11 protein-coding genes and 1 pseudogene are annotated in these 14113 nt (G+C 47.1%); 4 read left to right on the top strand and 8 right to left on the bottom strand.

What is annotated here, in order from left to right:
- Positions 1 to 1019: 1019 nt before the first annotated feature.
- The gene (locus ACR6Z4_RS03095) at positions 1020 to 1232 is read left to right on the top strand and encodes a hypothetical protein (RefSeq protein WP_479715755.1); all 213 of its coding nucleotides are present in this window, start codon (positions 1020 to 1022) and stop codon (positions 1230 to 1232) included.
- A gap of 358 nt (positions 1233 to 1590) precedes the next feature.
- On the opposite strand, the gene ACR6Z4_RS03100 is transcribed toward ACR6Z4_RS03095, so the two are convergent.
- Positions 1591 to 2124: a tetratricopeptide repeat protein gene (locus ACR6Z4_RS03100; protein WP_479715756.1), complete on the bottom strand. Its 534-nt coding sequence runs from the start codon at positions 2122 to 2124 to the stop codon at positions 1591 to 1593.
- Positions 2125 to 2466: 342 nt separating this feature from the next.
- Between ACR6Z4_RS03100 and ACR6Z4_RS03105 the strand changes: the two genes are divergently transcribed.
- The 3 genes from ACR6Z4_RS03105 to ACR6Z4_RS03115 all read left to right on the top strand — a co-directional run bounded on the left by ACR6Z4_RS03105 (position 2467) and on the right by ACR6Z4_RS03115 (position 5581).
- Positions 2467 to 4038: a mechanosensitive ion channel family protein gene (locus ACR6Z4_RS03105; protein ID WP_479715757.1), complete on the top strand. Its 1572-nt coding sequence runs from the start codon at positions 2467 to 2469 to the stop codon at positions 4036 to 4038.
- Position 4039: 1 nt separating this feature from the next.
- Complete coding sequence (locus ACR6Z4_RS03110; protein WP_479715758.1) at positions 4040 to 4381, top strand: cupin domain-containing protein; 342 nt, start codon at positions 4040 to 4042, stop codon at positions 4379 to 4381.
- Between the two features lie 825 nt (positions 4382 to 5206).
- Positions 5207 to 5581, top strand: coding sequence for a hypothetical protein (locus tag ACR6Z4_RS03115; protein WP_479715759.1), 375 nt, complete (start codon positions 5207 to 5209; stop codon positions 5579 to 5581).
- 324 nt (positions 5582 to 5905) lie between these two features.
- Here ACR6Z4_RS03115 and ACR6Z4_RS03120 read toward each other — a convergent pair whose 3' ends face one another.
- The 7 genes and pseudogenes from ACR6Z4_RS03120 to ACR6Z4_RS03150 form a co-directional block, all read right to left on the bottom strand.
- Positions 5906 to 6628 carry an amino acid ABC transporter ATP-binding protein gene (locus ACR6Z4_RS03120; RefSeq protein WP_479715760.1) on the bottom strand — a complete coding sequence of 241 codons (723 nt, stop codon included), beginning with the start codon at positions 6626 to 6628 and terminating at the stop codon, positions 5906 to 5908.
- A pseudogene (locus tag ACR6Z4_RS03125) lies at positions 6621 to 7274 on the bottom strand (amino acid ABC transporter permease); the annotation flags it as partial. The pseudogene ACR6Z4_RS03125 and the gene ACR6Z4_RS03120, both read right to left, overlap by 8 nt.
- A 456-nt stretch (positions 7275 to 7730) precedes the next feature.
- A complete protein-coding gene (locus ACR6Z4_RS03130) occupies positions 7731 to 8543 on the bottom strand; it encodes a transporter substrate-binding domain-containing protein (protein WP_479715954.1) in 813 nt (270 codons plus the stop codon).
- 305 nt (positions 8544 to 8848) lie between these two features.
- Positions 8849 to 9778 (bottom strand): nucleoside hydrolase, encoded by a 930-nt coding sequence (locus ACR6Z4_RS03135; RefSeq protein ID WP_479715761.1) that lies wholly within the window; start codon positions 9776 to 9778, stop codon positions 8849 to 8851.
- 2 nt (positions 9779 to 9780) lie between these two features.
- Entirely contained in the window at positions 9781 to 10374 is a 594-nt protein-coding gene (locus ACR6Z4_RS03140) for a Uma2 family endonuclease (RefSeq protein WP_479715762.1), read from the bottom strand.
- A gap of 80 nt (positions 10375 to 10454) precedes the next feature.
- Entirely contained in the window at positions 10455 to 11090 is a 636-nt protein-coding gene (locus ACR6Z4_RS03145; RefSeq protein WP_479715763.1) for a type I restriction endonuclease subunit R, read from the bottom strand.
- 197 nt (positions 11091 to 11287) lie between these two features.
- Entirely contained in the window at positions 11288 to 13708 is a 2421-nt protein-coding gene (locus ACR6Z4_RS03150; protein ID WP_479715764.1) for a hypothetical protein, read from the bottom strand.
- Positions 13709 to 14113: the final 405 nt, after the last annotated feature.

Raw genomic sequence — 14113 nt, forward strand, 5'->3', positions numbered from 1 at the left:
AAAAAGGGTCATCTAGCGGATCGGACACCGCTAGCTCTAGCTACCCTGGATTGTCCAACAAAGATAGCGTTTGATGCCAGGTCTTAAGGATGTTCTCAGATCTGGCAACTCATTTTCGTTTATTTCAATTGGGTTTTGGGAGTCAGAAATTTTTCAATCTTCTGTGTTGTGTAGCATCACCTGAGACGCCTTTGAAACACAATGACCTAAAAAAATCTTTACAGCCAATTCTGCAATCGCAGTTTTGAGATTATGAGTGAGATTCATCATAATATGCTGTATTCGAGTCAACTTCTCATTTGATTTTTACTCTTGTCAACAATCTAGAGATCACTCCTGTCTTGATTCAACGGTAATTGAGAGATATTCTCACCCCTCTGGCGTTTAAGCGGATATCAGCGCATCGTTGGTCGATCCACAAACCACAGGAAAAGGGTTGATAGAAGGCGGAAAGCACTAAATTCTAGAGTGCTACATTTTCTGCTATTCATTGATCTGCAAAAAGTAGCTTTTGTTACGGTGTTCAGTCGAATTTTAATTTTGCTTGATCGAATACATATGGGGCAGGCAAACTGATGCAGGGATAAAATGACAAACCTTCCGTTGATCCCTGTCCATCTTGATCGAATGGTGTGTAGATATCCCTGCTTCTTTCACCTTAATTTCTGTTAGGAAAATACAAGTCTCAACCCGCATTTAAGTCAACCAAATTCAAGCTGACATCGACTATTTTGAGTTGGATGATTTGGCGCAAAAACTGAGCAGGCGATCGCAAACGATAGCCGTTCTATAGAATCAATTGTGAGAGCGCACTCCTTCGGGGTGAGCCTCTCACAACCCATTGGAGATTGCTATATGACATTGCCATCAATATTTCTTGGGAATTCTCAATATCTGTAAAGAACTCCCACGTTCTGTAAAACAGCGGGGTCAAATGACCGGGGTTCTGGCAATCATGGTAAGTATCCGCTTCACAACCTCGCGTATCATTTGAACGCATTACGGAAGGACGCAAATTTATGACGGTGATTTCTCCTCAAGCTGTCTACGAAAACCTCAACCTGCTAGAACAGGGCGACATCGTTAAGAGTGCTGTATATCGAGAATTAGCTCAATCTGTGTTGGCAGATCCCAATGTGAGTTTAAATTGGCGACAGGCGATCGCAGAACGCCTCAGCCAAGCAAACCATCTGCTTGCCATGCTAACGGTTGGTCAAGACGATAGCTATTAGACCCTAATCGATTGGTTGGAAATTTAGCGTGGGTGCCGCGCGAAGCGCGGCACCCACACCAAATTTCATAGGTCAAATCAGCAATGCCCTTAATTCAGAGTCATTCTCAATAAAAACAATGAACGTGAAGGGTGGCGTTTTTCTGACGGAGAAACGCCACCCTTCAAACTAAAATAACTTGAATACCTTTGTGGGGAGAGTGCGGCTCTGCCGCACTCTCCCCACAAAGGGTTGCTTTTTAATTTTGTCAGGATCCTTAAGGAATGGGAATCAAATAACTCCGATGATTTGTTGTACGGGCGAACGGCCGTTCGCCCCTCCGAACGATTTGATATTCGATCTTATTCAATCCACGATCCTAAGTTGAAAGCACCAAGCGTTTTCTCAACGACTCTGCCCGCCGTTTGGCAATAGAGCTTTTGGGATCGCACTTGAGCGCCGCTTCATAGCTTTCCAGTGCCTGACTGATCAATTGCTTCTTTTCATAAGCAAAACCCAAATTATTCAGAGCCGTTACATAATTGGGCTGGAGTTCCAGGGCTTCTTTATATTGACGCATGGCTAAGTCATATTGCTCTTGTGCCGCATAGGCATACCCCAGAGCATTGTAAAGCACTGCAATATTATCTGCGCCTTCTAAATCCTTGGCTTTGAGTGCTTTTTGAAATTGTGCGATCGCCTGAGAATATAACTTTTTATCCAACAAGATCCCGCCCAATTCGTAATGCTCCTGAGAGGTTCCCTTCTCTTTGGTCAACTTATTTTGTAACCGCGTGAAGGTCGTCTCTACCCGACGAGTCTTCAAGATCTGACGAAACAGGAAAATTGCTGCGATCGTCAAAAGGGAAAGCAACACACTGAGATAAACGACTGGTAGGAGAGAATTATCCATAAATCATTAAACGATTTAATAAAAGCGCAATTTGTCTACTCTTTTCTACAGACTACACCAGAATGTAATCCATAGACGTATTTCTCATGGGTATAGCTTGACGCCATCGAGTTCGGATAGGTGATGTGTGGGAAAGCGGCGCGGCGCGCCGCTTTCCCACACATCACTAGTCGGGTTCTGGGTGCGTAGTTCGATATAACCGGGTCTCGCAATACCGAATTTTTGATCTGACGGTTAACCTGGGATGTGGCTACGTTTTAACTTTTTCATACTGATCCGCACTCCATGAAACGGAAACGCTCCTTCATCCGACTTCGAACTTTCCGACCCTGTCTAAAAACCATGCTGATGCTTGGGATAGCATGGGTGCTATTTTTTGGTTTATTTTGGGGATCGGCGATCGCCGCTAAAGAAACCACTCGTGCTCCAGTGGTACTGGATGGGCATCCCCTGTTTCAGGTTAGCGATTACGGACGATTTGACGCAGAAGAACGGGCACAGGCGATCAATCAGCATTTGCAAGACATTATCGAATCGACCACTCCAACTAGCGTGGGGATTGCGGAGAGTCAAGACAAAAACAAAAACGGCACCACTATTCTGATCGACGGTCAGCATTTGATGACGGTGACCGCACGCGATGTGTTGCCGGGACAAACGCCTGAAGAACAAGCGCAACTTTGGGCACGGCAGATCGAAACAGCCATCCGACAAGCACGAGACCATCGCACACCCGAATATTTACAACGGTCTATTCTGTTATCAGTCATGGGGGTGGCGATCGCCCTGGTATTGCATTGGTCACTCGGACGCTGGTGGCGATCGATTCGTCCTACCCTCCATTCCCTTTTGCCCCAGGCGGACGACAGAGAAGCAACTGCCGGACAATCCACCGCTCTCAATCTCTTATTGAGTCTGATCCTGGCGTTTATTCGCAGTGTGCTCTGGCTGAGTCTGTTCTTTTACATTGCCAATCGCTTTCCCCTGACTCGGCAATGGGGATTTATTGCTTTCGATGTTCTTCTCAGTAGCTTTACCTCACCGGCTCTGACCCTGGGCAATACCAACTACTCGATCATCGACCTGGCATTGTTAGCCACGATGTTATTTGGGCTGGTCATTTTCTCTAAAATTTTTACCGACTTACTCAAAACTCGGGTGTTGTTAATGGCAGGGATCAACCGGGGTGCCCGTGAAGCCCTCGCCATCATCATTCACTACGGTTTAATTTTTATTGGCTCGCTGGTTTTCTTACAAATTTGGGGGTTAGACATCAGCTCACTCACCATTTTGGCAAGTGCCTTGAGCGTCGGTGTAGGCTTTGGTTTGCAAGATATTGCCAAGAATTTTGGCAGTGGTTTAGTTTTGATCTTTGAACGCCCCATTCAAGCAGGCGATTTTGTAGAAGTGGGGAAGTTTCAAGGTACGGTTGAACGCATTGGCGCTCGCAGTACGGTGATCCGAACCCTCGATCAAATTTCAATCATCGTACCAAATTCTCGATTTCTGGAAGAAGAAGTGATTAATTGGAGCCACGATAACCCGATTTCGCGCTTACATTTGCCGCTCGGGGTTGCCTACGGATCTGATATTGAAAAGGTGCGATCGCTGCTGCTTGAGGCGGCTAAAGAACAAACGGGCGTGCTTTCGATTCCGCAGCCGCAGGTCTTTTTCAAAGCATTTGGTGAGAGTAGCTTAGATTTTGAACTTCTGGTTTGGACGGCAGAACCAAGTAAACAATTGCCAATCAAAAGCGATCTGTACTTCCGAATTGAAGCGCTATTACGTCAACATCAAATCGAAATTCCGTTTCCTCAGCGCGATTTAAACTTGCGTGCCGGTGCGTTTCCGATCGAGCTATCGCCCCAAATGGAAGAAGCATTTAAACAATTTATGACATGGGTCAAACCGTAATATGAAACATTGCTCGCTCGCTCAGCTTCCGCAAGAAGATGTCTCTCACAATCCAGAGATCAAGAAAAAAGTCATGCTCCGGGCAGGAGATCTGCCGCATCTGACCAACTTCTCTCAGGCACGGTTTGCCCCCCACCAGTCAGCCATAGCCCATGCCCATGCCGATATGTGTGAGGTCTTTTTTGTCGAATCAGGTATGGGGATCATTCGCATTAACCAGATGGATTATGAATTATCTCCAGGGGTGTGTGTTGCGGTTGAACCTGGAGAACTGCACGAAGTCATCAATACAGGCATGGCAGAACTGGTATTGACCTACTTTGGGCTGAAGACTACGCCATAGGCAATATGTAACACTACGCGCTCAAAGTCAGGAATATGACGGGTTGCAAAGCGGCACAGAGTGCCGCTTTTCAACCCGTCACCTGTTCTCATCTGCATGGGGCATTGCCTCATACTCCCAACCTGCTGACGTGAATGCGTAAAGCTATATGGGATATGGGAAGCATGGATGAATGAGTGCTATTACTCAATCGAGATATACGCAGATCAGAAAAGCCTTGTGGGTTAGATTCAGCGTTTTTACTTGTGAAGACTATCCCGAAACAGAGGTATTGTGATTGTAGTCATCGATAGTGATGGGTCGAGATCATCCCCCACCCATCCTCGACATCACCTCACGATCGAGAAAACTCTGCAAAGATAAACTTATCGCTTCCTGGAGATTATCATTATGCAACGCGTTCAATTCCTACTCGAAAGCAATCCAGAATTTCCCCTCTTCCTCGAATCAGTTGCTGGTATTTTGGGGTTTGTTTTGTTGATTTGTTTGCTTTAGTGACGATGGCTGCATTTTCTCTATCGCATCAATTCACCAGATCTAATTCACTAGATCTATAGACTACAAAGAATTGGAATTGGGCTAGAGAATATACCCGCCTTCTGGCGTTTCAGGTTTTCTTAGAAATTTTTCAGGCTCCTATCAGATACCTATCAGATCGATCCGTCATCCTGGTAGATGAGTAACAAAAGAAATCAAATGCGTGGTCAATGGATGCGTTCGAGTCGTTCCATTCCTACCTCGTCCATCACTCTTCTGACAGGTGACGGAAGAACCGAGAAAATGCCACCATTCTTGAGTATCTCAATGTTCTAGGAGACTGAAGTCATGAAACGCCTAATGCTTGCAAGTTTTTCTTTATTAATGGTGTCTGCTGTGGTTATCCCTGCCGCCAAGGCAGATGAAGTGCAGAATACGGCACAAAATACGACCGAAAGTACAACCACGTTTCAAGACGCCATTAGTTACCAAACGAACCCCGCTGAAGTCGTCAATTTGGCGCGCAACGGCTATTTCCTTGATGAAGGGGTTCCAAGTTTTGCCCGATTGCAGTCAGATTACTTGAATGGGAATTTGAGCGCAGAGGATGTCATCCAGGCGGCGATCGCCCAGGGTCGAGTTTCCCAGGATACGATCGACGATTATGAATACGTTCAAGCCGTTCGTCTTCAGTTGCAAGATTTGGGTGATCACAACAGGTAAGCGGTCACTATCCTGGTTCTACCCAGATAGCGCCGTCCGTCTAAGTTCATGCTCATAGTGTTTCTGTAACAACTCTCACGTGAGTCAAGCGCATAGTGTTGAGGGAGAGCCGCACGGAGTGTGGCTCCCTCTCAACACTTGTCATTTCTCCAGGCGTGAAACGCGGCAAAACGCGAGTGGCAGTGCCACTCGCGTTTTGTATGGCACCGCGCGGGTGGATTGAATACGGTGTTGTGGGGTGCAAAGCATTCCACAACACCGTTTCTGCATTTAACGAACTTGCATACCGCTATAGTGACCCACGTTAGAATTGCCCCACCTGCACTACAGCATTTTTTCTAGGAACTCACGGGCGCGATCGCTTCTGGGATTCGTAAAAAATTCCTGAGGGGGTGCGTCTTCTACCAGACAACCCTGGTCGAGGAATAGGATGCGATCGGCGACTTCACGGGCGAACCCCATCTCATGGGTGACAATTGCCATGGTGATCCCCGTCGTTGCCAGAGCTTTCATCACCTCTAGCACCTCTTTGACCATCTCTGGGTCAAGAGCCGAGGTTGGTTCATCGAACAGCATCGCTTCGGGTTCCATTGCCAATGACCGGGCGATCGCCACCCGTTGTTTTTGCCCACCAGATAACCGAGATGGGTAGACATTGGCTTTTTCGGATAGCCCAACTCTGTTCAAAAGTTCCATTGCCTTATCGTGTGCAACCTGGCGATCGAGCTTTTTGACCTTGAGGGGAGCATAGGTAATATTCTCCAGCACCGTCATATGAGGAAATAAATGAAAATGCTGGAACACCATGCCGATGTTTTGTCGAACTTTGAGGATGTCGATTTTGGGTCGAGTGATATCGACATCTTGAATGTAGACTTTGCCCCGTGTGGGCACTTCCAATAAGTTCATGCAGCGCAGCATGGTGGATTTGCCCGATCCCGATGGACCAATGATGGCAACGACTTCTCCTCGTTTGATTTCCGTGGAAATGTCTTTTAATACATCCAGCCTGCCAAAAGATTTGCAAAGAAATTCGGTTTTAATCACTGAGTCGCATCCTCCTTTCTAGCACACGTGCGGCGATCGTTAGCCCCATCACCATGGCGTAATAAATCGCTCCGACAAATAACAACGGTTCAAAATAAATAAATTTTTCTGCGCCAACAATTTGGGCGCGACGCAGCAGATCGGCAGCACCAATGGTAGATACTAGGGCAGAATCTTTCAACAGGGCAATACTCTCATTCACCATGGCAGGCAAAATATTTTTAAATGCCTGAGGCAAAATAATATCCAGCATCATCGGCTGGTATGCCACCCCCAGCGACATTGCTGCCTCGCGTTGCCCTTTGTCTACTGCCTGAATTCCACCTCGAATCGTTTCTGACACATAGGCAGCAGAGTTGAGGGTAAAGGTAATTAACCCCGCCTGAAACGCGGTGATGTCATACCCCGTGAGCTGGGGAGAGGCGTAGTAGACCAATGCCAGTTGCAAGATTAGAGGAGTGCCCCTGAAGACGGACGTGTAGGCATCGGCAAACCCCTTAAGCGGAGTGAGACCCGAAATTTTGAATAACGATAAAATGGTTCCCCAGAGAAATCCACAAATTGCTGAGCCAATAGTGTACTTCAGGGTTTCAACAATGCCCCCCAAGATGTAAGGGATAGACGGCACAATGCGCGAGAAATCTAAATCTAAGGCTGCCACAAGATAGGCAGGGGAAGGCGAAAGGTCAATCAAAGTAAGACTCATGCCCCCATACACTCCACATCACACCCAAAACTGAACGTCATGATTCTATAAAGCTAAACACCACGTACTATCAACGGATCACACTGTCATTCTTTCTGAGAGAGCGGCGGCTGCGCCGCCGCTCCCTCAAAGAAAATGAGGTTGATTCAATCCACAATTCTTAGAATCGTGGATGTAATAAAACCGAGATTTATTTTTGGAAGCGCGGCGGAGCCGCGCTTCCAAAAATAAACTTCCGGGTTTTAATTAATTTGTGATTCTTAGGAGATGTCGGAAAAAGATGTGCCCCCTGTAAGGGCGAAGCATTCGTTAGATAGTCTTTGGTACATGACGAACATCATGGTTCGAATGCTGCGCTCCTACAATTTGCTGGGATGACCTTTTCTAGAAATCGCCTTAGCTAGCCGGTTGATCACCAAACCATTTGGTGACTAACTCATCGATTTTGCCGCTACTGATCATTTCTTGTAGAACGGGATCAAACTTGGCGACCAGTTCTGAATCTTTGGGAAAGGCGATCGCAGAACCGGCAGCTCCCTCATTGGGGATGGTGTTGAATTCAAGATCAGCATTGGCTTCAACGTAACCTTTGGCGACCGTATCTTCGACGATCGCCGCGTCAATTCGACCCGCCTTCACTTCTTGAATAATTTCGTTGATGCGGTTGAGGGGAACCACATCCGCTCCTTGAATTTCTTTAGCGACGCCTTCTTGGATAGAGCCAAGTTGCACGCCCACTTTTTTGCCACTGAGGCTGTCTGGTGTCAGCAAATTACTACCTTTCTGGGCAATGATTGTGTTTTTTGCTTCGTAGTAAATGGCAGAGAAATCAACGTTTTGCTTGCGTTCGTCGGTCGGTGTCATCCCTGCCATGACAAAATCAGCCCGCTTTGCCTGTAATGCCGGGATTAATCCATTGAAGTCCATATTATTAATTTCCAAGCCGTACCCTAATTCGGATGTAATGTACTTGGCAATATCGACATCAAACCCGATGATCTCTTCGCTACCACTCGACGTTTCAATAAACTCATACGGGGGATAATCCGCAGAGGTTGCCATGGTTAATGTTTCGGTCGGGCTTGCCGCCGTCGAGGCATCGGGACTATTGGCGGTTGTCTCAGGGGTCTGGGAATTACAGGCTGTCGTAATAAAAAAGGCAACAACAGCCGTCAGCAAAAAGGTGAATAAAAACTTAAATGGTTTCATCATTGGATACTTGACACCTTGAATTAAGCAGTAGGGACGTTGAGTTGGATTTGACGAAAAGCGATCGCTACATAGAGCCTATCCGAAACGTTGAATAATCGTGATTGGAGGGCATGACCATCCGTTTTTTCACACAGTTCGGCTAGAACTCACAGCAATTCAACAAACCTACACTTTGCCATAAAAGTTGAACCCTAATTGCTCTCTCTTAACCATTGCCCTCGAAGCCAACCTCAGGTTTGAGAGAGCGACGGCGCAGCCGTCGCTCTCTCAAAAAGGATGACAGGTTAATCAATCTGGAATCTTTAGAGCAGTGCCAAACGTTGAGTCAGTAGTTGATAAAAGCCATCGGCATTAGCAGACATAACAACATTGGTATTGGCGGCACGCTGAGTGGTTTGCCAGAGGTCAACAATGGTGCGCCCCATAGTGAGATCACTCATGGTTTCCACCTCCACAAACAGAGGCTTAAAGGTAAACAATTCTGGCTTAATCAGATAGGCAATCACACAGGGATCATGAAGCGGACTACCTGCCATGCCTTTGCGTTCGACTTCCTCAACCCCATAAAACCCCAACATATCCGCAGCCGTTTTGCAAATGGAGGTGTTCATGCCGCGAAGGGTGGCTAACCGGGCGGGAGTACTGAGAACGGTATGGGTGACATCCAGCCCAATCATCGTCAGCTTGATACCACTGTTGAAAATCACCTGAGCAGCGTAGGGATCTACGTAAACGTTAAATTCTGCTGAGGGTGTGATGTTGCCCTGAGACATGGCTCCGCCCATCATCACCAGTTCATCAATTTTTAAGGCAATGCGAGGTTCCTTTAGAAACGCGATCGCCAGATTAGTTAATGGCCCCAGAGTTGCAACGGTCACTGGGTTAACCGAACCCATCAACGTGTCGATCAAAAAATCAACCCCATGCTTGGGTTGCAAGGGCATCTGCGGTTCAGGTAACACCACCCCGGCTAACCCCGTCTCGCCATGCACCTCAGCAGCGGTCATCAACGGTCGCAAAATCGGTCGGGTACAACCGGCATAAACCGGGACATAAATCCGTCCTGCCAGTTCACAAATTTGTCGGGCATTGCGTTGCGTTTGTGTCAGTGGCACATTACCTGCAACCGTGCTGATGCCAATCAGGTGCAGTTCAGGAGAGGCAAAGGCTAACAAGAGAGCGATCGCATCATCTACGCCGGGGTCACAGTCAATAATCAGGTTTCTAGGCATGGTTAAGCGGGCGTCACACCAAAGATTTCATCAGCCGTAAGGGCAAATGCTGACACTATATCAGATGCAATCCGCTCATTTGCCTTCACCAGTGAATCCTCATAGGCTCCATCCACCCACTTGCATACGGTGATCTGACGTTCCTGTGGATCGACAATCCAATATTCCAAAATGCAGCGTGCGGCATATTCGGTATGCTTGTGGCGATAGTCGCGCATCCGGTTATTTACCCCCGGACTTACCACTTCAATCACCAATGCCGGTGGTGGCATATCTCTGGTGATAGTGCCACGCGATTTACCGGCTAGTGCAGCTTTGGATGCTTCACTATGAACAATCAGATCAGGCAATCTGCACCGTGCCTGCCGTCCACTGACTTCGATTTCTGTCTCTTTGTAAGAAATCATCTGAAAGGGAACAAGCTTTAGTAACTCAACAAACAAAAACCGGGTTAGTTCTGAGTTTTCATCTGATTCGGGTGGCATTTCCACTAACTCCCCATCCACCAATTCATAACGGGTATCGCTGCCATCGTCATAGGTCAGGTATTCCTCAAACGTGAGTCGTGTCGTTTTGCCGGGAGTGGTTTGAGTCATAGCGGCATTCACCGAATATGGATTAGAAGTGCTGCGATGGCGATCGCGTTTATTGTGATCTTAACGGGAGATCCACTCCTCTATCGTTGCAGAGCAATCTGAACAATCTGTTTAAGAATTTGTAACACCTCGTAAAGTCGATTGCTCCGGGTGAGCAACGTATACGTTTCTGAAAAATCGTATTCGGGCGTTGCTCCACGTCTGACTTTCAGAAAAATAAAGCTATTGCCATTGGTCACCATGCCGAACAAAGGCTTTTCTGGTAAGGGATTTGCCATCATATACGCCAATGTTTGGGGGATGCCCACTTCCACATCAAACTCTGTTTCTTTCGACTCAATCACTGTCCGCCAAAATTGCTGTTGAACAACCAAAAAATCAATCCGACCCCGTAGGGTTTCAGTTGCAATCGTGGTTTCGATCTCCACGGGAACTTCCGATCGCAGCCGAAACGGTGGATCGTAAAAGCCAGCCATTTCTAATAATCGCGATACCACGATGGCATTCACGGCTCCTTCTGCCACCTGTCCTGCTTCCCGATGGTAGCGAAATCGTTGCCGAATTTGATCGAGCGTTCTCCGGTCTGACTCATCCAAGGCGGGTAAATCGCTGCACCACTCCGTAAAAAAATGATCATCCTGCGATCGCTGTAAGCCAAATCGCTGATGAACATCATTCAGAGTTTTAACCGCCTGGGTGACAGCTGTTTGTACCATCGGACAGAGTCTCACTCATGCATCTACTGCGATCTTAACTAGGATTGAGGCAGCGATCGCATTTACAAAATTTGTACATGCGATCGCTAAGAATTGCACATTAAAGAAAATCCGAATGTTGTGTGTAAGAAGCTCTGCGTTGCAGCGCTTCTTACACACAACATCGCTTGATCTAATCTGCGATCGCTACGGTTGCTTTACGAGACTTCTGTGGGTGCAGACTTGGCAACCGATTGAGTTTCATTAGAGGATGGTTTGCTACCAGAATTCCTCACATTCACCAGTTTGCCGAGCAGATCAAACCAAAAAGGCGCACCCATGGAAATAGCAACGCCTGCAATCAGCCAACCAAACAAAATCCGAAGTAATGCCAGAGGATAATGCACCACAATGAATACACCACTTCCTAAGAGATTGCTAATGGGTGAGAAAAAGGATTGGACAACATTCGTTGAGGCTTGATTTGAGGCTGAGGTGGCTTGATCGCTCTTTGCCTGATCGGGTAAACAAACCTGATAGAACTCCGACCAATTGGATGGTAGATCATTCAATCCATCGGGCAACTTACAGTTGAGCTGATCCGTGACGTTGGCTGGATTCCAACCAATCGGTAAGGCAAGTTCCTTCAAGGCTTCATCCGTTTTTGCCCTGGCTTCATCAAGTGTTTTGGCATCGGTGGCAGATACAGCGCGGGTCGCGACGACCGTGCGGAGGTTTTCATCATTGGATAGTCGATCCACAATAAATCCCGCATCTACATTCGTAGCGACCACTAACACTAACCCAATCAGGATCGCAACCCCTTTGGCATTACGTTTGTAAACGCCAGAGGCACGAGACATAGAGCGATCGAACCAAACAGCAACCTCTTCTCGAAATTGGTTGATATCATTACTGGCTTGCTGGGTTTTGGTCTGAGCACGCCTTGCCAGAATAGCAAAGCTTTCCTTCACTGAGTTAGGCAACCGGGCTAAAATTTGTTGGGTAATTTTGTAATTTTGATAGGTCTTGTAGAGCGATCGCTGTTTCTCCTCATAGTCTTCCGACCATTGTTGATCTTGACTGAGCTTTGACAGCACGGTGTCAATCAAAAGCTGCCGTTCTTCATTTGATAGTTGGTCAAGCGCCCGATCAATTAAACCAAACTCTCCTTTGGCGACATCGCCATACAATTCTTGGGGTGTGAGTTTATCGAGAATAGCCGTGGTTAACTCGTGCTGATCGTCTTCGGGCAAGCGTTCAGAAATTTCAATAATAATATGTTGCCGCTGGCGTCTTAACGTTTCAGGGGTCGAAATGGTGAACCGTTGCCATTGATGGGTAAACCAGGTTCGAGTGCGGCGCATTAATCCGCGTTTGCGTCGGACTGGTTTGCTTGCCTGAATCAGCGCATTCTCATATTTGTTGGCGATCGCCTGCAACTTTTGCTCAAAGGGTTGCACCGTTTTGGGATATTTTTCCAACAGTTTTTGTTCAATCTGCGCCAAATGATTGATCACCAGTTGCTGTTCCAACACTTCAACCTGCGTCGCCAATAGTTCATCTTTCAATAACGGTAATACGACGAGATCCAGTTTCGTACCATCCGCCACCAGTTCTTGATAAGCGTCTGCAACTTCTCGATAGGTGCTGCTACTTTGATTGACCAGTTCAGAAAATTCGAGCAGTGACGGACACAAGCCTCCCGATGCCACGGCACGCTCACTTTTTTCACCAAATACCCCCCGTTTGAAAGACATCAGCCGCTTGGCAAAATAGGCGATATCGCCTTGCGGAAGGGGTGTCGGGCGATCGGTTTCAGGATCTGCGATCGCCTCAGCAACGTCGTTTGGTTGACCATTAGCCGATGACTCGTTGATCGCTTCAGGAGTTGGTGCTGGATAGTTGGCAATGTAAGCACTCAGGCTCTCCCCCATGCGTTCAACAGAGGTTGCTAAATTTGTTTCCCCAGTTTTGAAGTCATTCAAAATATCGTCAAACTCTTCGACAAGCGTCAGAAAATTCTTATCCTGATCCAGGTGCCGAAGCTCTGCTCGCTCTGCAATGAGCCGAATTCTGCCCTTGTTCCACAATTTTTTCAGACGCTCATCACTATCGGCAGGAGGGCGTACCACTCTCTCTTCACTGCCATCCTCATCGTGTTTTATTTGAACGTCATACACTCCAATAATGCGAGTTGCAAACTTTTGCAGCCTCACCTCAATCAGCTTCCGGGCTAAGTTTGCCAGCCCAATCCGTTCCAGCAAAGACGTCGCAAACGTCTCGGGTGCAATGTAGGAAGGTCCTGTCGATCGCTGGTTGCCAAAACTACCTCGTTGATTGTTGGGCAACAGCCATCTTGTAATTTCTCGCGCCTTTCCGGCTAATCCTTTCGCTTCTTGATTAATGTTTTTGAGCAAGGGATCGTCATACAGTTTGTTGACCAACTCTCTGATATGTTCTTCTTCCTGGGTTCCGACTCCTCCGGCTAACAAAATTTCGATCGCATCCTTCAAGTGCTTTGCTCGCCACTGGAGTAAGGTGGTCAGCAGTTCTTGAATTTCTGATGCCAATAAACTGAGAATTAAGAAGATAAAGATTAACCCGATCGCTACATCCAATACAAACGGTAGATTCATGTAGACTCCCCTGATTCTTCTATAACCTCTAGCGCTTCGCGCCTGGTTAGATTACGGTTGTGTGAGAACCCTTGCGGAGCGCAGGTTCTCACACAACCTTTGTCCTAATCAACTCCTCGACTGCTATGGCTTTACGTAGTCACGTTGGGACGTTGGGGTGTGGGGCGGTGCCCCACGCAGGGGTTTTACCCCTGCACTCCGTCCTAACCTAAGTGCGTAGCACTACAAGTAGATGATCGTAATTAAAAACCGGGGGAGCGCCCCGGAGGGGTGTTCCCCCGGTTTTTATAACATGGTTTAATTCTGGCTACCTAATTATATAAAACTCAATGTTTAAAGCTAAAAATAGACGAATCAATCGACATTAACTAAAAAAATACCTGACGTTTTCCCACAAAAAATTGA

Source organism: Calyptranema fuscum S582, assembly GCF_055793305.1.

What these genes read in the sequence shown, in the direction of transcription:
- ACR6Z4_RS03095 (WP_479715755.1), top strand. Translation starts at nt 1,020, where the DNA reads ATGACGGTGATTTCTCCTCAAGCTGTCTACGAAAACCTCAACCTGCTA.
- ACR6Z4_RS03115 (WP_479715759.1), top strand. Translation starts at nt 5,207, where the DNA reads ATGAAACGCCTAATGCTTGCAAGTTTTTCTTTATTAATGGTGTCTGCT.
- ACR6Z4_RS03100 (WP_479715756.1), bottom strand. Translation starts at nt 2,124, where the DNA reads ATGGATAATTCTCTCCTACCAGTCGTTTATCTCAGTGTGTTGCTTTCC.
- ACR6Z4_RS03110 (WP_479715758.1), top strand. Translation starts at nt 4,040, where the DNA reads ATGAAACATTGCTCGCTCGCTCAGCTTCCGCAAGAAGATGTCTCTCAC.
- ACR6Z4_RS03135 (WP_479715761.1), bottom strand. Translation starts at nt 9,778, where the DNA reads ATGCCTAGAAACCTGATTATTGACTGTGACCCCGGCGTAGATGATGCG.
- ACR6Z4_RS03140 (WP_479715762.1), bottom strand. Translation starts at nt 10,374, where the DNA reads ATGACTCAAACCACTCCCGGCAAAACGACACGACTCACGTTTGAGGAA.
- ACR6Z4_RS03130 (WP_479715954.1), bottom strand. Translation starts at nt 8,543, where the DNA reads ATGAAACCATTTAAGTTTTTATTCACCTTTTTGCTGACGGCTGTTGTT.
- ACR6Z4_RS03150 (WP_479715764.1), bottom strand. Translation starts at nt 13,708, where the DNA reads ATGAATCTACCGTTTGTATTGGATGTAGCGATCGGGTTAATCTTTATC.
- ACR6Z4_RS03145 (WP_479715763.1), bottom strand. Translation starts at nt 11,090, where the DNA reads ATGGTACAAACAGCTGTCACCCAGGCGGTTAAAACTCTGAATGATGTT.
- ACR6Z4_RS03105 (WP_479715757.1), top strand. Translation starts at nt 2,467, where the DNA reads ATGCTGATGCTTGGGATAGCATGGGTGCTATTTTTTGGTTTATTTTGG.